This is a genomic window from Streptomyces sp. CB01373, from assembly GCF_002803075.1.
In the GTDB taxonomy this organism is placed as follows: domain Bacteria; phylum Actinomycetota; class Actinomycetes; order Streptomycetales; family Streptomycetaceae; genus Streptomyces.
The window spans coordinates 11,170-29,577 of sequence record NZ_NNBK01000003.1 but is presented as its reverse complement, the minus strand read 5'-3'; the positions used below and the strand labels follow the sequence as shown (position 1 = coordinate 29,577).

Here is an 18,408-nt window from a genome sequence, read left to right as displayed (position 1 = left end):
GCAACCAGCAGATTCGAGTACCCCATGAAACTCGTGAAAAACGCCGACAAGATCAGGCCGACCGCCATGCGGGCACAACCCGAGGTCATCGCGATACGGCTGACGCGGAGCAGGGATGATTCCCGATTGACTCCGACCGAATAGGCTCTTGCCGTTCACATCGAAAACAGCTAGGCGAAACACCATCTGAACATTTGTCGTATAAACTCTGCTCCACGGCAGAAGTTGGCACCCACAGCCCTGAACCCTGTCAGGAGCCCGTGAGGCAGGCCACGCCCCACACCCCTCGCTCGCCCGAGCCCGGCCCCAGCCTCCTCCTGCCCTGAGAGCTGACAACGCCGTCCGCACCCAGCCCGCCCTCGCGCCACCGTGCCTGTCGAATGAGAGGCGACCCACCATGCCGCTGCATGTCCCCCCGGCTCCCGCGCCCGCCCTGCGCTCCGTTCTCACGGCACTCGATTCACCCACCGCGGTCCGCGATGCCGGATCCCCCGCGCTTCGCTCCGCCCAGGAACCCGCGACCCCCGAGCTTCCCCTGCCGGTGCACGTCCTGGACCGGATCACCCCCGAGGGCATCACCGCGACCAGGCTGGCCGGGTGGCGCTTCCTCATCCGCTGCGGCGACCACGCGGTGGCCGCGGCCGAGACCGTGCTGACCCCTGACGGCTGGACCTTCTCGCACTTCTTCGAGGGCCCCTACGTCACCTCCACCGAGCGCGCGCTGCGCCAGGCGGAGACCCTGGGCCAGCCCTACCAGCCGCGTCTGCTGTCCATACCCAGCCTGTACATGCTCACCTTGTGGCTGCACGGCGACCTCTCCGACGACGGCACCACCGGCCACCCGGCCGCCACCGACCTGCTCGTGCCGCTCGCGCCGGCCCCGCCCGGTATCGCGGCCCACCTTCCGCACCGGGTCGCCGACCTGCTCCCGGTCCTCACCCACCGGGTGACTCCGATCCGGCTCATGGGCTCCCCCGCCTGACCTCCCGCCCGCCGATCGGCGCCGTACCCCGCTGCCGGAGATCCCCGGCGGCGGGGTACGACGCCGTTTCAGCCATCCGGCCGCACATACGCTCGCAGCGGGCGGAACCCGCTCGCACGACCGCGTTCGCGACCGGGGGTCCCATCGGACTAGCCCCATCCGGCCAGTGCGAACCATCCCAAGAGGCGGTGCGGCCGGGGTGAACCGCTCGTGCGTGTGACGCGTCTCCAACCGGTGAGAAGCGGTGCTGCGAAATCCCTGCGGAATCAGGCCCGTGGGGGAACACTGGTTTCGGACCGACTCGACGGGGGGCGGCCGTGGAGAACACCATCAGCCGCGGGACACGCACGACAGCCGACAGCGATCACACGACAGAGCGAAAGAACCCCTCAATGTGCCAGCACCAGCCACCGTGCCCGTCAGCCGACTCCGCCGACCGGGAATCCGCCCGTCTCGTGGCGCACCACCCGGAGCAGGGCTGGAGCCTGCTGTGCAACGGCGTCCTGCTCTTCGAGGACACCGGTGAGCTCCTGCCGGACGGCCAGATCATCGCGCCGCACCGCCCGCTGGGCGCCGACCGGGTGGTGACCGCCGCCTAGTGCTGCGACCGGGCGGATTTCGTGAACCGCCCGCGGATCACCAGGGGCCGGCGCGCACCCGCGCGAACCGGCCCCGACGCGTGTCCGGGCACGGCCACTCCCGGTGTCCTCCCTGTGACACGGTGGCCGTCCGGGTTCACACCGTTACCAACCGCAGCACGACGCCGGGTCAGCCCTCAACAGCACGGCGCGGGTGCCGCGGCCGGTAGTCGAACCAGTCGAAGGCGGCGCTGCCCTCGGTGGCGTACATGCCGATCACCCGCCCGGTGAAGCCGGCCGCGACCTGGGTGGACAGGTAGCGCCCGTCGAGTTCGGCCAGCGTCCGCGTGCCCTCCGGGCCCTCGATCGAGAACGCGATCACGTCCGGGCCGGCCGCTCGTACCCCGGTCGCCGCCGCGGCGCCGGTGGCCGACAGGTCCGGGACCGTGACCGTGGGCGGGGGCACGTCGTCCGTGCGGATGTCCACGACGAGGGTGAGCGGTCCGGGCGGCACCGGATGCTCCGCGATCCGCTGCCGCAGCGGCCCGATCCGGGCGACCACGCCCACCACTCCCCCACCGATCTCCACGTCGTAGTGGTGCGCCTCGTCCAGCCTGACGGACAGGCCGGCCCGGCCGGAGACCGCCTCGACACGCGCCGCCACCCGGCAGTCCGGGTGCTGCTGACGGCGTCCCACGAAGGTGTGGCCGGGCCGGTCGAGGCTGTCGCCGGTCGCGTGGAGGGTCAGCCGGCCGGGACGCTCGCTCAGCGACCAGGAACCCTCCGGTCTGCTGCGCGGGGAGATCCAGAGCGGCGCCAGGGACGTCGCGTCGAAGTCGTCCCGCCCGGGCTCCGGCGGCAGGGGGTGCCAGGCCGCGGGCGCCGGATGCCGCTCGCGCACCGGGCCGACCCGCGGCCAGCCGTCCACCCACTCCACCGGGGTCAGGAAGGTCTCCCGGCCGAGCACGTGGAACTCCGGGAACCAGCCACCGGGCCGGGTGCCGAGCAGCACCATCCACCAGGTGCCGTCGGCCGCCTGCACCAGGTCGGCGTGGCCCGTGCACTGGACGGGCTGGTCGGTGCCTCGGTGGGAGAGGACCGGGTTGTCCGGCGCGGGCTCCCAGGGGCCGCGCGGGGAGCGGGCGCGGGCGATCGAGACGCCGTGGCCGTGCCCGGTGCCGCCCTCGGCCAGCAGGAGGTACCACCAGGCGCCGATCCGGTACAGGTGCGGCGCCTCCGGGTGCTGAAGCCCCGTACCCGACCACGCGGGCAGCGGACCCTCCAGGACCTTGCCGGTCACCGGGTCGATCCGGGCCACCGACACCCCCGCGACGGCGCACCAGCAGGAGCCGTCCTCGTCCCAGGCGAGGTCGGGGTCGATCCCGGGCAGGTCGATCCAGACCGGGTCCGACCAGGGCCCCCGCGGATCCTCGGCGCTGACCAGGAAGGTGCCCCCGGCCGCGACATTGGTGGTGATCACGTGGAAGCGGCCGTCGTGGTGGCGGATGGTCGGGGCGTAGATGCCGGCGGAGGCCGGGAGGCCGTCCGGCAGCTCCAACTGGCCCGGCCGGTCCAGCACGTTGCCGATCTGCCGCCAGTGCACCAGGTCGCGGCTGTGGAACAGCGGGACCCCTGGGAAGTACTCGAAGCTGGAGCACACCAGGTAGTGGTCCTCGCCGACCCGGCACACGCTGGGGTCGGGGTGGAAGCCTCCGATGACGGGGTTCTCGTACATCCGCACGGCCGCACTGTAGGTGCGGCTCCGGAAGCGGACAAGAGGACGCGGACGGAACGTCAGTGACCTGTGGTCAGCTCCCTGAGGGCGACGTTGAGTTGGAGGACGTTCACCCGCGGCTCGCCGATGAAGCCGAGGGTGCGGCTCTCCGTCTGCTCCCGCACCAGGTGCTCGACCCGCGCGACGGGCAGGTGGTTGCGTTCCGCCACCCGGTGCGCCTGGAGCAGCGCGTAGGCCGGGGAGATGTCCGGGTCCAGGCCGGAACCCGAGGAGGTCACGGCGTCGGCCGGGACCTGGGAGGGCTTCACCTTGTAGCCGGACGTGGAGTTGACCCTGACGACCTCGGCCCGTGCCCGCTCGACCGCCTGTACCAGCTTCGGGTTGTTCGCGGCGAGGTTGGTGGCGCCGGAGACGAGCAGCTTGTACTGCGTGTTCACGGTGTTCGCGCTCAGCCCGGCGGCCGGGCGCGGCTGGAAGTAGTCGAGGCCGTAGTGCTGTTGCCCGATCAGGGAGGAGCCGACGACCCTGCCGCCCTCCTCGGCCTCCGAGCCATTGGCCCGGTGCCCGAGGAAGGCCTGGGCCACGCCCGTGACGACGAGCGGGTAGACGACACCGGTGAGCAGGGTCAGCGCGAGCAGCGCCCGCAGGCCCGCCGCCAGTTGACGGCCGGTGTTCACAAGGGACTGGTTCATGTGCGTCAGCCGATCCCGGGAATCAGGGAGATGAGCAGGTCGATGAGCTTGATGCCGATGAAGGGCGCGATCAGCCCGCCGAGGCCGTAGACGGCGAGGTTGCGGCGGAGCATCCGGTCCGCGCTCGTCGGCCGGTAGCGCACACCCCGCAGGGCGAGCGGCACCAGCGCGATGATGACCAGCGCGTTGAAGACGACCGCGGACAGGATCGCCGAGTCGGGCGAGGACAGCCGCATGATGTTCAGCTTGTCCAGGCCCGGGTAGACCGCGGCGAACAGGGCCGGGATGATCGCGAAGTACTTCGCCACGTCGTTGGCGATGGAGAACGTCGTGAGCGCGCCGCGGGTGATCAGGAGCTGCTTGCCGATCTCGACGATCTCGATCAGCTTGGTCGGGTCGGAGTCGAGGTCGACCATGTTGCCGGCCTCCTTGGCGGCCGACGTACCGGTGTTCATGGCCACACCGACGTCTGCCTGGGCCAGCGCGGGCGCGTCGTTGGTGCCGTCGCCGGTCATCGCGACCAGCTTGCCGCCGCTCTGCTCACGCCTGATCAGCGCCATCTTGTCCTCGGGCGTGGCCTCGGCGAGGAAGTCGTCGACACCGGCCTCGTCCGCGATCGCCCGGGCGGTCAGCGGGTTGTCGCCCGTGATCATGACGGTCTTGATGCCCATCCGGCGCAGTTCGGCGAAGCGTTCGCGCATACCGTCCTTGACCACGTCCTTGAGGTGGATGACGCCGAGGACCCGGGCGCCGTCCTGGTCCTCGGCGGCGACCAGCAGCGGTGTGCCGCCGGCCGCGGAGATCTCCTTCGAGAGGCGGTCGGTGTCCTCGGCGATCCGCCCGTCCCGCTCCTGGACCCAGGCGATGACGGATCCCGTCGCGCCCTTGCGGATCCTGCGGCCGTCCACGTCCACGCCGGACATCCGGGTCTGGGCGGTGAACGCGATCCACTCGGCCCCGGCGAGTTCGCCCTGGTGCCGCTCGCGCAGCCCGTACCTCTCCTTGGCGAGCACCACCACGGAACGGCCCTCGGGGGTCTCGTCGGCCAGCGAGGAGAGCTGGGCGGCGTCCGCCAGCTCGGCGGCGGTGGTACCGCGCACGGGGACGAACTCCGAGGCCCGGCGGTTGCCGAGGGTGATGGTGCCGGTCTTGTCCAGCAGCAGCGTGGACACGTCGCCGGCGGCCTCCACCGCCCGCCCCGACATCGCCAGCACGTTGCGCTGGACCAGCCGGTCCATGCCGGCGATGCCGATGGCCGACAGCAGGGCGCCGATCGTCGTCGGGATGAGGCAGACCAGCAGTGCGACCAGCACGACCATGGTCAGGTGCGTGCCCGCGTAGTCGGCGAACGGCGGAAGTGTGGCGCAGGCGAGGAGGAAGACGATCGTCAGCGAGGCGAGCAGGATGTTCAGCGCGATCTCGTTGGGCGTCTTCTGCCGTGCGGCGCCCTCGACGAGGCCGATCATCCGGTCGATGAAGGTCTCGCCCGGCTTGGTGGTGATCTTGACGACGATACGGTCGGACAGGACCTTGGTCCCGCCGGTCACGGCGGACCGGTCGCCGCCGGACTCGCGGATCACCGGCGCCGACTCCCCGGTGATGGCTGACTCGTCGACGGAGGCGACGCCCTCGACGACGTCCCCGTCGCCGGGGATGACGTCGCCCGCCTCGCACACGACGAGGTCGCCGATGCGCAGCTCGGTGCCGGGGACCTCGGTGCCGTCCACCCGGTGCGCGACGGTGTCGGTCTTGGCCCGGCGCAGGGTCTCCGCCTGCGCCTTGCCGCGGCCCTCGGCGACCGCCTCGGCGAGGTTGGCGAAGACTACGGTCAGCCACAGCCAGGCGCTGATCGCCCAGCCGAACCAGTCGGCCGGCCGGGTGAGGGAGAAGGCGGTGGTCAGCAGCGAGCCGATCCACACCACGAACATCACCGGTGACTTGACCATCACCCGCGGATCGAGCTTGCGGAGGGCGTCGGGCAGCGACCTGACCAGTTGCCGGGCGTCGAAGAGACCGGCACCGACCCGGCTCCTGCCGGACGGGCGCCCGGTGGGCACGTCGCTGTGGGGTGCCCGGGCCCTGGTGAGTGCGGACATGGAGTCCTCGTGGTTCTGTGTGGAGGTGGTCATCACGCCAGCCCCTCGGCGAGCGGGCCCAGTGCGAGGGCCGGGAAGTACGTCAGACCGACGACGATCAGGACGGCGCCCACCAACATGCCGGTGAACAGCGGCTTCTCGGTGCGCAGGGTGCCCGCGGTGACCGGCACCGGCTGCTGTGCGCCCAGGGAGCCGGCCAGGGCGAGGACGAACACCATCGGCAGGAAGCGGCCGAGCAGCATGGCGAGCCCGGTCGTGGTGTTGAACCAGTCGGTGTTCGCGTTCAGGCCGGCGAAGGCGGAGCCGTTGTTGTTGGCGGCCGAGGTATAGGCGTAGAGCACTTCGGAGAACCCGTGCGCGCCGGGGTTGAGCGCCGAGTGCGGCGGGGTCGGCAGGGCCATCGAGAAGGCGCTGAACACCAGGACCAGCGCCGGGGTGATCAGGATGTAGACGGCGGCCAGCTTGATCTCCCGGGAGCCGATCTTCTTGCCCAGGTACTCGGGGGTGCGCCCGACCATCAGACCGGCGATGAAGACCGCGATGACGGCCATGATCAGGATGCCGTACAGGCCGGAGCCGACACCGCCGGGCGCGATCTCGCCGAGCATCATGCCGAGCATCGCGATACCGCCGCCGAACCCGGTGAGCGAGGAGTGCGCGGCGTCGACGGCGCCGGTCGAGGTGAGCGTGGTCGACGCCGCGAAGATCGAGGAGGCGCCGATGCCGAACCGGACCTCCTTGCCCTCCATCGCGCCGCCCGCGATCCGCAGCGCGCCCTCGTGGTGGGCGAACTCGGTCCACATCAGCAGGGCGACGAAGGCGAGCCAGATGGTGGCCATCGCCGCAAGGATCGCGTAGCCCTGCCGGACCGAGCCGACCATGACGCCGAACGTCCGGGTCAGCGCGAAGGGGATGACCAGGATCAGGAAGATCTCGAAGAGGTTGGAGAACGGGGTCGGGTTCTCGAAGGGGTGGGCGCTGTTGGCGTTGAAGTAGCCGCCGCCGTTGGTGCCCAGTTCCTTGATGGCCTCCTGGGAGGCCACCGCCCCGCCGTTCCACTGCTGCCTGCCGCCGAAGAACTGGCCGACCTCGTGGATCCCGGAGAAGTTCTGGATCACCCCGCAGGCCACCAGGACGATCGCGGCGACCGCGGCCAGCGGGAGGAGGACGCGCACGGTGCCGCGCACCAGGTCGGCCCAGAAGTTGCCGAGTTCACCGGTGCGGGACCTGGCGAAGCCGCGGACCAGGGCGACGGCCACGGCCATGCCGACGGCCGCCGAGACGAAGTTCTGCACGGCCAGACCGGCGGTCTGCACCACGTGGCCCATGGTCTGCTCGCCGGCGTAGGACTGCCAGTTGGTGTTGGTGACGAAGGACGCGGCGGTGTTGAAGGCCTGGGCGGGGGCGACGGAGCGGAAGCCGAGCGAGAGCGGCAGCACGCCCTGGATCCGCTGGAGCAGGTAGAGGAAGAGGACACCGGCCAGGGAGAAGGCCAGCACGGCGCGGATGTACGCGGGCCAGCGCATCTCCGCGTCCGGATCGGCGCCGGTGGCCCGGTAGATCCATCTCTCGAGCCGCAGATGGCGCCGCCCGCGGTAGACGCCGGCCATGTAGGTGCCGAGCGGAACATAGGCGAGTGCCAGTGCGGCCATGAGAGCGAGCAGCTGGAGCACTCCGGCGAGTACGGGACTCATGACGCGGCTCAGAACCTCTCCGGGAAGATCAGGGCGAGGACGAGATAGCCCAGCAGGGCGACGGCCACGACCAGGCCGACGATGTTCTCGGCGGTCACAGCTTCGTCACCCCCTTGACGGCGAGGGCCACGAGCGCGAACACCGCGACCGTGACGACGACGAAGGCCACATCGGCCATCGCGAACTCCTGGAGTGAGGACGAACGGACATCAACGATTCGAGGAAACGACCTCCTCTGGCCGATTCCGACCACCGTTGACGGCTCCCATACGGCGGCACACCCACCCTTGACGGACCCCTGACGACGCGCCACCCGGCTGCGGCGGCGGGGTGGCGTCAAGAACCGGTCCGGGCGCGTCAGGGGCGTGTCAAGGGCAGGTGCCGAAGCTCTCCGGGGGCCCTAACGTCGGACACATGGGACTCCGCGACGACGAGCGAGCCGGCACCGACCCGGTGCCGCGGGAACCCGGCCGCACGGCCCGGACCCACCCGTGGGCGCGGGAACTGCGCACCTCGGTCTGCTGCTCCGCGGCACTGCTCGCCCTGCTGTTCCTGATCGACTGGGGCACGGGCAGCCTCACCTGGTGGCGCGGCGTGCTCTGGTTCACGCTCGCGGTGCTGCTCTTCGTGGTGCTGTGTCCGCCGCGCGTCCGCGCCGGCCGGGGCTGGATCGCCTCCCGGTCGCTGCTGCGCAGCCGCCTGGTCCGTACCGACCTGCTGGTGTCGGTGCGCGCGGTCGACGGTGTATGCCGCCGGCTGGTGCTGCGGGACTCCCTCGGCGGGCGGGTGGAGCTGGATCCCGAGGTCCTGGTGGACCATCCCGACGTCTGGTACCGCCTCGACGAGGACGCCCGGCACTGTGTGGCCGCGGGCAGGCTCCGGTGCGGGACGGACGAGCTGCGCGACATCTCCGAGCAGGTCGACCGGGAGACCGCGCTGGCGGTGTTCCGGGTCTCGGGACTGGAGTCATGACGCTGGGTGTCCACCGCGGGTTCGGCTGCCGTCTTTCCCCCGGACGGTCCAGTGCGCGGTAAAACCTGCGTGTCCGCTGGTCATGAGGTGATATCGGGATCGCCACGCCCGCCCTTGCCGAAAGGTTGACGCCTGCTCACACGGGTACTCGTGAGCCCTTGCGTTACTCTCCGCATACGCTGGTGACCCGTCCGCATGGCGGCCCGGTCCGTGGCGGCCGGTCCGCACGCGAGCCACACCTCAGGAGCAGGGGCATGGCGCCCACCGAGCACCCTCCCAGTCGTCTGCGCGCCTGGATGCTGGAGGGCCTGTCCGACATGGGCAAGGGCATCCAGCAGGCCCCGCACGCCCTGCCGGAGCCCCCGCACAAGGGGCAGCGGTGGTGGAGGGTGATGTGCCTGACCGGCGTGGACTACTTCTCGACACTCGGCTACCAGCCGGGCATCGCGGCGCTCGCGGCCGGGCTGCTGTCGCCGATCGCCACCCTCGTGCTGGTCCTGGTCACCCTCGCGGGCGCCCTGCCGGTGTATCGCAGGGTGGCGTCGGAGAGCCCGCACGGCGCGGGCTCGATCGCCATGCTGGAGCGGCTGCTGTCGTTCTGGCAGGGCAAGCTGTTCGTGCTGGCCCTGCTCGGCTTCGCCGCCACCGACTTCCTGATCACCATGACACTGTCGGCCGCGGACGCCTCGACGCACCTGGTGGAGAACCCGCATCTGACGGCCGCGCTGCACAGCCACCAGATGCTGATCACGCTCCTGCTCATCGCACTGCTCGGCGCGGTCTTCCTCAAGGGCTTCGTGGAGGCGATCGGCGTCGCCTTCGTCCTGGTCGGGGTCTATCTCGCGCTGAACGTCGTGGTGGTGGCCGTCGGTCTGTGGCACGTCCTCACCGCCGGCCATGTGGTCACCGACTGGACCAACGCGCTGACCGCCCAGCACGGCAACGTCTTCCTCATGGTCGGCGTGGCCCTGCTCGTCTTCCCCAAACTCGCGCTCGGCCTGTCCGGCTTCGAGACCGGCGTCGCCGTCATGCCGCACGTGCGGGGCGACCCGGACGACACCGAGGAGCGGCCCACCGGCCGGATCCGGGACACCAGGAAGCTGCTCACCACGGCCGCGCTGATCATGAGCTGCTTCCTGATCGCCACCAGCTTCATCACCACGCTGCTGATCCCGGCGCCGGAGTTCAAGGCCGGCGGCCAGGCCAACGGCCGTGCCCTGGCCTATCTGGCGCACGAGTACCTCGGCAACACCTTCGGCACGGTCTACGACGTCTCGACCATCCTGATCCTGTGGTTCGCGGGCGCCTCCGCGATGGCCGGGCTGCTCAACCTGATGCCGCGGTACCTGCCCCGCTACGGGATGGCCCCGCACTGGGCGCGGGCGGTCCGCCCGATGGTCATCGTCTTCACCCTGATCGGCTTCCTGGTCACCTGGATCTTCGACGCCAACGTCGACAAGCAGGGCGGCGCGTACGCCACGGGCGTGCTCGTGCTGATCAGCTCCGCGGCGATCGCGGTGACCATCGCCGCCCGCAGGGCCGGCCAGCACAAGTGGACCATCGCGTTCGGGGTCATCTCGGCCGTGTTCCTCTACACGACCGTCGTCAACATCATCGAGCGTCCCGACGGTGTGAAGATCGGCGCCTGCTTCATCACCGGGATCGTCCTGGTCTCGCTGATGTCCCGGCTCGCCCGTTCGTTCGAGCTGCGGGTGACGAGCGTGACGCTGGACGGCATGGCGGAGCGGTTCGTCAGGGACATCGCCAGCCGCAAGATCCGGTTCATCGCCAAGGAACCGGAGCGGCAGGACAAGGCCGAATACCGCGACAAGATCGAGCAGATCCGCAGCGACAGCGACATCCCGCTCACGGAGGACTTCGTCTTCGTCGAGGTGACGGTCACCGACCCCTCGGAGTTCGAGGCCGGACTGACCGTGTGCGGGGAGGTCAGGCACGACCGCTACCGGGTGCTGGCCATGGAGTCCGCGTCCGTCCCGAACGCCTTGGCCGCGCTCCTCCTCCACGTCCGGGAGATGACCGGCCGCACCCCGCACATCTACTTCGAGTGGACCGAGGGCAACCCGTTCGCCAACTTCCTGCGCTTCTTCCTCTTCGGCCAGGGCGAGGTCGCGCCGGTCACGCGCGAGGTGCTGCGCGAGGCGGAGCCGGACCGCGCCAAGCGCCCGCGGGTGCACACCGGCTGAGCGGCTCCGGGCGAAGACGGGTGCCCACCGGCCGGCCGCCACCACCGGCTGAGCCGCGCCCGCGAACGGCCCACCCCCAGGTCAGCCTCACACCACCTGCGGCTCTATCGTGACCGGCATGCAGTCCTACACGATCGGGCAGGCGGCCCGGCTGCTCGGCGTCAGCCCGGACACGGCGCGCCGCTGGGCGGACGCGGGCCGGATGGCAACCCACCGCGACGACAGCGGACGCCGGCTCATCGACGGCCGGGACCTCGCCGCGTTCTCGGTCGAACTGGCCCGCGGCGGCGGCGAGGAGGGCCCCTCGTACACGTCGGTCCGCAACGCCTTCGCCGGCATCGTGACCGCCATCAAGCTCGGCGACGTCGCCGCCCAGGTGGAGATCCAGGCCGGCCCGCACCGGCTCGTCTCCCTGCTGACCCGGGAGGCCGTGGAGGAACTGGGCCTGGAGGTCGGCATGGAGGCCACCGCCCGTGTGAAGTCGACGAACGTGCACATCGACCGGGCATGAGCGAACCGGCTCACACCCGGTCACGCGCGCGATAGCCGCCGTCCACTCGGATCGCCCGTACGCCGCTGACGTACCGCGCGCCGCAGCGGTCCTGCGGCAGGACCAGCTGGGGGCCGGCGCCGTCGAGCCGGGTGCCGTCGATGCTCACCGCGAGCAGGACCGGAGCGTCGGCGAAGTCGGGGTCGATCTCCGCCCACGACAGCAGCGCGTGGTGCCCGTCGGCGGCCGTGACCGCGATCAGGAAGCGCAGCCGGTCCTTGCGCCGGGCCGGGTCGAAACCGGGCCCCGCCGCGGACAGCACGTCGTACAGGCGCGGTCCGGTGAAGCGGTGGTGCTGCACCCCGCTCGTGGCGCAGGCGAAGGCGACTCCCACCCCGTGCTGCGGCCACCCGAGCAGATCCCGCACGGTCAGCCGGGCCGGGCGGGCGAGGTCGCCGGTCAGGTCGAGCTCCGCGAGCGTCACGGGCACCACCTCCTGAGGGTCCGTACCCGAGCGACCGCACCGTACAAACGCACATGCAAGGCATGTCTCGTGCAGCACCGGCTCATGCGATGCAACAGGGGTCTTACACCTGGCAATTGCGGCAGTATGATCGCTTCACGGCCATCGAACGGTCGTGGCAGGGCGCGACAGCTTCTTCCGTGCAGAGCCAGAGGAGTAGAACCGTGATGACCCGTTCCACGCGACGGACCAGGATGCTGCAGTCGGGAGTGGCGGGGGCCGCGGCGTTGCTCGTCCTCAGCGCCTGCTCCGCGTCGTCCTCCGACGGTTCGTCCACGGCCGGATCCGACACGTCGGCGTCCGCCGCGCCGAAGCTGTCCGGCACTGTGACCGTCTTCGCCGCCGCCTCGCTCAAGGAGAGCTTCACCGCGCTCGGCAAGCAGTTCGAGCAGCAGCACCCGGGCGCCAAGGTCAGCTTCAACTTCGGCGGCAGCGACAGCCTCGCCGCGAGCATCACCTCCGGTGCCCCCGCCGACGTGTTCGCCGCCGCCAGCCCCAAAACCATGGCGATCGTGACCGACAAGAACGACGCGGACGGAACACCGGTCACCTTCGTCCGCAACCAGCTGGAGATCGCGACCGCGCCGGGCAACCCGGACAAGATCTCCTCGCTGAAGGACCTCACCAAGTCCGGTCTGAAGGTCGTCCTGTGCGACAAGACCGTGCCCTGCGGCGCCGCCGCCCAGAAGGTGCTGGAGGCGAGCAACCTCAAGCTGACCCCGGTCTCCTACGAGCAGGACGTCAAGAGCGCCCTGACGAAGGTCGAGCTGAAGGAGGCCGACGCCGCCCTCGTCTACAAGACCGATGTGAAGGCCGCCGCCGACCGGGTCCAGGGCGTGGAGTTCCCGGAGTCGGCCGAGGCCGTCAACGACTACCCGATCGCCCTGCTCAAGAACGCGCCGAACGCCGCCACGGCCAAGGCGTTCATCGAGCTGGTGACGTCGGCCGACGGCCAGAAGGTCCTGACCGGGGCCGGGTTCCTGAAGCCGTGACCGGGATCGACGAGGCCCGCGTCGCGACCCGGAAGAACAGGTCGCGGCGCGGTCGCGCGCTCGGTGGCGCGCCGCTGCCTCTGCTGGTCCCCGCCCTGGTCGGCCTGGCCTTCCTGCTGCTGCCGCTGCTCGCGCTGCTGATCCGGGCGCCCTGGCGCAGCCTGCCGGGCCAGCTGACCAGCGCCGAGGTGTGGCAGGCGCTCCAGTTGTCCCTGGTCAGCGCCACCGCCGCCACCGCCGTGAGCCTGGTGCTCGGCGTTCCGCTGGCCTGGCTGCTGGCCCGTACGGACTTCCCCGGACGCGGATTCGTCCGGGCCCTGGTCACGCTGCCGCTCGTGCTGCCGCCGGTCGTGGGCGGTGTGGCCCTGCTGCTGGCCCTGGGACGCAACGGCGTCGTCGGGCAGTGGCTGGACTCCTGGTTCGGGATCACACTGCCGTTCACCACGGCCGGGGTGGTGGTCGCGGAGGCGTTCGTGGCCATGCCGTTCCTCGTGATCAGCGTCGAGGGCACACTGCGGGCCGCCGACCCGCGCTACGAGGAGGCGGCCACCACACTGGGCGCCTCACGCTTCACCGCGTTCCGCCGGGTCACCCTGCCGCTGATCGCGCCGGGCATCGCCGCGGGCGCCGTGCTCGCCTGGGCGCGGGCGCTCGGCGAGTTCGGCGCGACGATCACCTTCGCCGGCAACTTCCCCGGCCGTACGCAGACCATGCCGCTGGCCGTCTACCTGGCCCTGCAGAACGATCCGGCGGCGGCGATCTCCCTGAGCCTGGTGCTGCTCGCGGTGTCGATCGCCGTACTGGCGGGTCTGCGGGACCGTTGGATGACGGCCTCGTGATGACGCCGCCGCCGATCCCGGCCCGCCCCGTATCCAGGACGTTCATCTCATGACCGACATCGACCGGACCCCGGCCGGCGTGCGCGCCGGGGGCGCGAAGGGCGAGGGCCTGGACGCCCGCCTCGTCGTCGACCACGGCACCTTCCGCCTCGACGTCGCGCTCACCGCCGCCCCGGGCGACGTGGTGGCGCTGCTCGGCCCGAACGGCGCCGGGAAGACGACGGCGCTGCGCGCCCTGGCGGGCCTGGTGCCGCTCACCGGCGGCCATCTGCGCCTGGACGGCGCCGCCCTGGACCGCACGCCGCCCGAGTCACGCCCGGTCGGTGTGGTCTTCCAGGACTACCTGCTGTTCCCGCATCTGTCGGCCCTGGACAACGTGGCCTTCGGACCGCGCTGCCGGGGCGCGTCCAAGTCCGAGGCCCGCGCGCAGGCCGCGCGGTGGCTGGACCGGATGGGGCTGGCCGACCACGCCGGGGCCAAGCCCCGCCGTCTCTCCGGCGGCCAGGCACAGCGCGTGGCCCTGGCCCGCGCCCTGGCCACCGGGCCGCGGCTGCTGCTGCTCGACGAACCGCTCGCCGCGCTCGACGCCCGCACCCGGTTGGAGGTCCGCGCCCAGCTCCGCCGGCACCTCGCCGAGTTCGAGGCCGTCGCCGTCCTGGTCACCCATGACCCGCTGGACGCGATGGTGCTGGCCGACCGGCTGGTCGTCGTCGAGCACGGCCGTGTCGTCCAGGAGGGCACCCCGTCGGAGATCGCCCGCCGTCCGCGCACCGACTACGTCGCACAGCTGGTGGGCCTGAACCTCTACCGCGGCGAGGCGGAGGGCCACACCGTCCGCCTCGCGTCCGGACCCGCCGTCACCATCACTGAGGCGCTGTCGGGAGCGGTCTTCGTGGCCTTCCCGCCGAGTGCGGTCACTCTCTACCGGGACCGCCCCTCGGGCTCCAGCGCGCGCAACCTGTGGCAGTGCGAGGTCGCCGGCCTGGAGACCCACGGCGACCAGATCCGCGCCGACCTGACCGGTGAACTCGCCCTCACCGCGGACCTGACCACGGTCGCGGCCGCCGAACTGGATCTGCACCCGGGCGCGGCGGTCTGGGCGACCGTCAAGGCGACGCAGACCCACGCCTACCCGGCTTGAGGCACCGGCCGCCCTACGGTGGGTGATCAGCACGTCCCCCACCCCACGAGGCACCCCCATGAGCCTGAGCATGCGCAACCAGTTGCCCGGAACGGTCACCTCCGTCACCCCCGACGAGGCGATGGCCCTCGTTCACGTACGCCTGGACGGAGGCGGCCGGCTCACGTCCGCGATCACCCGGGACGCCGTCGAGGACCTGCGGCTGAGCGAGGGCACCACCGTGCGCGCCCTGGTGAAGTCGACGGAGGTGTCCCTGGCCACCGGTCCGGTGGAGGGCCTGTCCATCCGCAACCGGCTGCCGGGCACCGTCAGCCGGATCACCCTCGGCGCGGCCATGGCGTCCGTCCGGGTCGGCGTGGCGGGCGGCGAGCTGACCGCCGCGATCACCAGGGACGCCGTCACGGACCTCGGCCTGGCGCAGGGCACACACGTCACCGCCCTGATCAAGTCGACCGAGGTCGCCCTGGCCACCGTGTGACGACACGGCGAGGGCTCCCGCCCGGGTCGGACGGGAGCCCTGTGAGCCGCTCGCTCAGTCCTCGTACGCGTCCAGCGGCGGGCAGGAGCAGACGAGGTTGCGGTCGCCGAAGGCCTGGTCGATGCGGCGCACCGGCGGCCAGTACTTGTCGGCCACCGAGACCCCGGCCGGGAAGACGGCCTCCTCACGGGTGTAGCCGTGCTCCCACTCCCCGCCGAGCGCGGCGGCGGTGTGCGGGGCGCCGCGCAGCGGGTTGTCGTCCTCGGCCCACTGTCCGGCACCGACCTTCTCGATCTCGGCGCGGATCGCGATCATCGCATCGCAGAACCGGTCCAGCTCGGCCAGGTCCTCCGACTCGGTCGGCTCGATCATCAGCGTGCCGGCCACCGGGAACGACATCGTCGGCGCGTGGAAGCCGTAGTCGATCAGCCGCTTGGCCACGTCGTCCACGGTCACACCGGTCGCCTTGGTCAGCGGGCGCAGGTCGATGATGCACTCGTGGGCGACCAGGCCGCCGGGGCCGGTGTAGAGCACCGGGTAGTGCGGCTCGAGGCGCTTGGCGACATAGTTGGCGCTGAGCACGGCGACCTGCGTGGCCCGCTTGAGGCCCTCGCCGCCCATCAGGCGGACATAGGCCCAGGAGATCGGCAGGATGCCGGCGGAGCCCCACGGCGCGGCCGAGATCGGGCCGACCCCGGTCTCCGGGCCGGCGCCGGGCTGCAGCGGGTGGTTGGGCAGGTACGGCGCCAGGTGGGAGCGCACGCCGACCGGGCCGACGCCGGGACCGCCGCCGCCGTGCGGGATGCAGAACGTCTTGTGCAGGTTCAGGTGGGAGACGTCGCCGCCGAAGTGGCCCGGCTTGGCGAGGCCCACCAGGGCGTTGAGGTTGGCGCCGTCGACGTACACCTGGCCGCCGGCCTCGTGGACCTGCGCGCAGATGTCGGCGACGTGCTCCTCGAACACGCCGTGCGTGGACGGGTAGGTGATCATCAGCACGGCCAGCTGCTCGCGGTGCTGCTCGATCTTCGCCCGCAGGTCGTCGACGTCGATCTCGCCGTCCTCGGCGGTCTTGACGACGACGACCTTCATGCCGGCCATCACGGCGCTGGCGGCGTTGGTGCCGTGCGCGGAGGACGGGATGAGGCAGATGGTGCGCTGCTCGTCGCCGTTGGCCCGGTGGTAACCGCGCACGGCGAGCAGACCGGCCAGCTCGCCCTGGGATCCGGCGTTCGGCTGGAGGGAGACCTTGTCGTAGCCGGTGACCTCGGCGAGACGCTCCTCCAGCTCACGGATGAGGATGAGGTAGCCGTCCGCCTGCTCGGCGGGCACGAACGGGTGCATCTGCCCGAACTCCGGCCAGGTGACCGGCTCCATCTCGGTCGTCGCGTTGAGCTTCATGGTGCACGAGCCCAGCGGGATCATGCCGCGGTCGAGCGCGTAGTCGCGGTCGGCCAGCCGGCGCAGGTAGCGCAGCATCGCGGTCTCGGACCGGTACTGGTGGAAGACGGGGTGGGTGAGGTAGCCGTCGGTGCGCAGCAGCGCCTCGGGCAGCGCGTCCCCGGCGGACGCGTCCAGCGCCTCGATGTCGCCTCCGACACCGAAGGCGGCCCACACGGCGCGCAGCCGGTCCCGGACGGTGGTCTCGTCGCAGGCGACCGAGACGTGGTCGGCGTCGACGAGACGCAGGTTGACGCCGCCCTCGCGGGCCGCGGCGACGACCTCGGCGGCACGCCCCTCGGCCTTGACGGTCAGCGTGTCGAAGTACGCGCCGTGCACGACCTCGAAGCCGCCGGCCTCGAGGCCCTCGGCGAGGACCGTGGCGTAGCGGTGGGTGCGCAGCGCGATGTCCCGCAGGCCCTCGGGGCCGTGGTAGACCGCGTACATGCCGGCCATGACGGCGAGCAGCACCTGGGCGGTGCAGATGTTGCTGGTGGCCTTCTCGCGGCGGATGTGCTGCTCGCGGGTCTGCAGGGCGAGGCGGTAGGCCTTGTTGCCGTCGGCGTCGACGGAGACGCCTACCAGGCGGCCGGGCAGGCTGCGCGCGAACTTCTCCTGCACCGCCATGAAGCCGGCGTGCGGGCCGCCGAAGCCCATCGGCACACCGAAGCGCTGGGTGGTGCCGACGGCGATGTCCGCGCCGAGCTCGCCGGGCGACTTCAGCAGGGTGAGCGCGAGCAGGTCGGCGGCGACAGTGACCAGGGCGCCCAGCTCGTGCGCCTGGTCGATGACGGGCTTCAGGTCGCGCACGGCGCCGGAGGCGCCCGGGTACTGCAGGAGCACGCCGTTGATCTCGCGCTCGGCGATCTCGGCGGGGATGCCCGCGCTCAGGTCGGCGACGACGACCTCGACACCGGTCGGCTCGGCGCGGGTCTGGATGACCGCGATGGTCTGCGGCAGCGCGTCCGCGTCGACCAGGAACAGGCCCTTCTTGTTCTTGCCCATGCGCCGGGACAGCGACATGGCCTCGGCGGCGGCGGTGCCCTCGTCGAGCAGGGACGCGCCGGAGGTCGGCAGACCGGTCAGGTCGGCGACCACGGTCTGGAAGTTCAGCAGCGCCTCGAGGCGGCCCTGGGAGATCTCCGGCTGGTAGGGGGTGTAGGCCGTGTACCAGGCCGGGTTCTCCATGACGTTGCGCAGGATGACCGGCGGGGTGAAGGTCCCGTAGTAGCCGAGTCCGATCATCGAGCCGAGGACCTGGTTGCGGTCGGCGAGGGAGCGCAGCTCTGCCAGCACCTCGGCCTCGGTGCGCGCGCCGGGCAGGTCGAGCGCGTCGGCGTTCTTGATCACATCGGGCACCGCGGCGGCGGTGAGCTCGTCGAGCGAGCCGTAGCCGACCTGCGCGAGCATCTTGGCCCGCGCCTCCGGGTCGGGCCCGATGTGGCGCTGTTCGAAGGGGATGCCCTGTTCGAGCTCGGAGAGCGGAATGCGCTGGGCGGTCATTGCGGAGGCCTCCTGGTCTGACACGACCTTCGAGGGACACCACGGCACGGGT

Annotated in this window: 17 protein-coding genes; 9 read left to right on the top strand and 8 right to left on the bottom strand. The window is 71.4% G+C overall.

Annotation, left to right across the window (positions count from 1 at the left end):
• Positions 1–397 precede the first annotated feature (397 nt).
• Together CG719_RS04835 and CG719_RS04830 are read left to right on the top strand one after the other, a co-directional pair.
• On the top strand, positions 398–982 hold the full coding sequence (locus CG719_RS04835) for a hypothetical protein (RefSeq protein WP_100567237.1): 585 nt from the start codon (positions 398–400) through the stop codon (positions 980–982).
• Between the two features lie 392 nt (positions 983–1,374).
• Positions 1,375–1,581: a DUF5999 family protein gene (locus CG719_RS04830; RefSeq protein ID WP_100567236.1), complete on the top strand. Its 207-nt coding sequence runs from the start codon at positions 1,375–1,377 to the stop codon at positions 1,579–1,581.
• A 169-nt stretch (positions 1,582–1,750) separates the two neighbouring features.
• Here the strand turns inward: CG719_RS04830 and CG719_RS04825 are convergent, their stop codons facing one another.
• Genes CG719_RS04825 through CG719_RS35280 form a run of 6 tightly spaced genes read right to left on the bottom strand, consistent with a single transcriptional unit; the run spans position 1,751 to position 8,030 of the window.
• Positions 1,751–3,295: a glycoside hydrolase family 43 protein gene (locus CG719_RS04825; RefSeq protein ID WP_100567235.1), complete on the bottom strand. Its 1,545-nt coding sequence runs from the start codon at positions 3,293–3,295 to the stop codon at positions 1,751–1,753.
• Positions 3,296–3,354: 59 nt separating this feature from the next.
• The gene (kdpC, locus tag CG719_RS04820; protein WP_100567234.1) at positions 3,355–3,987 is read right to left on the bottom strand and encodes a potassium-transporting ATPase subunit KdpC; all 633 of its coding nucleotides are present in this window, start codon (positions 3,985–3,987) and stop codon (positions 3,355–3,357) included.
• A 5-nt stretch (positions 3,988–3,992) separates the two neighbouring features.
• Entirely contained in the window at positions 3,993–6,116 is a 2,124-nt protein-coding gene (gene kdpB, locus CG719_RS04815; protein WP_100567233.1) for a potassium-transporting ATPase subunit KdpB, read from the bottom strand.
• A complete protein-coding gene (gene kdpA / locus CG719_RS04810; RefSeq protein WP_100567232.1) occupies positions 6,116–7,777 on the bottom strand; it encodes a potassium-transporting ATPase subunit KdpA in 1,662 nt (553 codons plus the stop codon). The genes kdpB and kdpA overlap by 1 nt, the downstream gene beginning before the upstream one ends.
• Positions 7,778–7,785: 8 nt before the next feature.
• Entirely contained in the window at positions 7,786–7,875 is a 90-nt protein-coding gene (gene kdpF, locus CG719_RS04805; protein ID WP_016434100.1) for a K(+)-transporting ATPase subunit F, read from the bottom strand.
• A complete protein-coding gene (locus tag CG719_RS35280) occupies positions 7,872–8,030 on the bottom strand; it encodes a hypothetical protein (RefSeq protein WP_159024810.1) in 159 nt (52 codons plus the stop codon). Before CG719_RS35280 ends, kdpF begins: the two co-directional genes overlap by 4 nt.
• A gap of 161 nt (positions 8,031–8,191) precedes the next feature.
• Here CG719_RS35280 and CG719_RS04800 point away from each other — a divergent pair, with 161 nt between their 5' ends.
• The 3 genes from CG719_RS04800 (at position 8,192) to CG719_RS04790 (ending at position 11,464) form a co-directional block, all read left to right on the top strand.
• Positions 8,192–8,749 (top strand): hypothetical protein, encoded by a 558-nt coding sequence (locus CG719_RS04800; protein WP_234375421.1) that lies wholly within the window; start codon positions 8,192–8,194, stop codon positions 8,747–8,749.
• Positions 8,750–9,003: 254 nt separating this feature from the next.
• Positions 9,004–10,953: an APC family permease gene (locus tag CG719_RS04795; RefSeq protein WP_100567231.1), complete on the top strand. Its 1,950-nt coding sequence runs from the start codon at positions 9,004–9,006 to the stop codon at positions 10,951–10,953.
• Positions 10,954–11,071: 118 nt separating this feature from the next.
• Entirely contained in the window at positions 11,072–11,464 is a 393-nt protein-coding gene (locus tag CG719_RS04790; RefSeq protein WP_100567587.1) for a TOBE domain-containing protein, read from the top strand.
• Positions 11,465–11,474: 10 nt separating this feature from the next.
• Here the strand turns inward: CG719_RS04790 and CG719_RS04785 are convergent, their stop codons facing one another.
• Positions 11,475–11,936 carry a molybdopterin-dependent oxidoreductase gene (locus CG719_RS04785; protein ID WP_100567230.1) on the bottom strand — a complete coding sequence of 154 codons (462 nt, stop codon included), beginning with the start codon at positions 11,934–11,936 and terminating at the stop codon, positions 11,475–11,477.
• Between the two features lie 197 nt (positions 11,937–12,133).
• Here CG719_RS04785 and modA point away from each other — a divergent pair, with 197 nt between their 5' ends.
• The 4 genes from modA to CG719_RS04765 are packed head-to-tail and all read left to right on the top strand — an operon-like array spanning position 12,134 to position 15,416.
• A complete protein-coding gene (gene modA / locus CG719_RS04780; RefSeq protein ID WP_100567229.1) occupies positions 12,134–12,958 on the top strand; it encodes a molybdate ABC transporter substrate-binding protein in 825 nt (274 codons plus the stop codon).
• Between the two features lie 5 nt (positions 12,959–12,963).
• Positions 12,964–13,797, top strand: coding sequence for a molybdate ABC transporter permease subunit (gene modB / locus CG719_RS04775; protein ID WP_442802712.1), 834 nt, complete (start codon positions 12,964–12,966; stop codon positions 13,795–13,797).
• Between the two features lie 49 nt (positions 13,798–13,846).
• A complete protein-coding gene (locus CG719_RS04770; RefSeq protein WP_100567227.1) occupies positions 13,847–14,938 on the top strand; it encodes an ABC transporter ATP-binding protein in 1,092 nt (363 codons plus the stop codon).
• A 58-nt stretch (positions 14,939–14,996) separates the two neighbouring features.
• A complete protein-coding gene (locus CG719_RS04765) occupies positions 14,997–15,416 on the top strand; it encodes a TOBE domain-containing protein (RefSeq protein WP_100567226.1) in 420 nt (139 codons plus the stop codon).
• A gap of 54 nt (positions 15,417–15,470) precedes the next feature.
• Here the strand turns inward: CG719_RS04765 and gcvP are convergent, their stop codons facing one another.
• Positions 15,471–18,356 (bottom strand): aminomethyl-transferring glycine dehydrogenase, encoded by a 2,886-nt coding sequence (gcvP, locus tag CG719_RS04760; RefSeq protein ID WP_100567225.1) that lies wholly within the window; start codon positions 18,354–18,356, stop codon positions 15,471–15,473.
• Positions 18,357–18,408 lie beyond the last annotated feature (52 nt).

Excerpts from the sequence above, each read along its gene's own strand:
- kdpB (WP_100567233.1), bottom strand. The coding sequence starts at position 6,116 with ATGACCACCTCCACACAGAACCACGAGGACTCCATGTCCGCACTCACC.
- CG719_RS04825 (WP_100567235.1), bottom strand. The coding sequence starts at position 3,295 with ATGTACGAGAACCCCGTCATCGGAGGCTTCCACCCCGACCCCAGCGTG.
- gcvP (WP_100567225.1), bottom strand. The coding sequence starts at position 18,356 with ATGACCGCCCAGCGCATTCCGCTCTCCGAGCTCGAACAGGGCATCCCC.
- modA (WP_100567229.1), top strand. The coding sequence starts at position 12,134 with ATGACCCGTTCCACGCGACGGACCAGGATGCTGCAGTCGGGAGTGGCG.
- CG719_RS04835 (WP_100567237.1), top strand. The coding sequence starts at position 398 with ATGCCGCTGCATGTCCCCCCGGCTCCCGCGCCCGCCCTGCGCTCCGTT.
- CG719_RS04790 (WP_100567587.1), top strand. The coding sequence starts at position 11,072 with ATGCAGTCCTACACGATCGGGCAGGCGGCCCGGCTGCTCGGCGTCAGC.
- CG719_RS04795 (WP_100567231.1), top strand. The coding sequence starts at position 9,004 with ATGGCGCCCACCGAGCACCCTCCCAGTCGTCTGCGCGCCTGGATGCTG.
- CG719_RS04830 (WP_100567236.1), top strand. The coding sequence starts at position 1,375 with ATGTGCCAGCACCAGCCACCGTGCCCGTCAGCCGACTCCGCCGACCGG.
- CG719_RS04800 (WP_234375421.1), top strand. The coding sequence starts at position 8,192 with ATGGGACTCCGCGACGACGAGCGAGCCGGCACCGACCCGGTGCCGCGG.
- CG719_RS04770 (WP_100567227.1), top strand. The coding sequence starts at position 13,847 with ATGACCGACATCGACCGGACCCCGGCCGGCGTGCGCGCCGGGGGCGCG.
- CG719_RS04765 (WP_100567226.1), top strand. The coding sequence starts at position 14,997 with ATGAGCCTGAGCATGCGCAACCAGTTGCCCGGAACGGTCACCTCCGTC.
- kdpA (WP_100567232.1), bottom strand. The coding sequence starts at position 7,777 with ATGAGTCCCGTACTCGCCGGAGTGCTCCAGCTGCTCGCTCTCATGGCC.
- kdpC (WP_100567234.1), bottom strand. The coding sequence starts at position 3,987 with ATGAACCAGTCCCTTGTGAACACCGGCCGTCAACTGGCGGCGGGCCTG.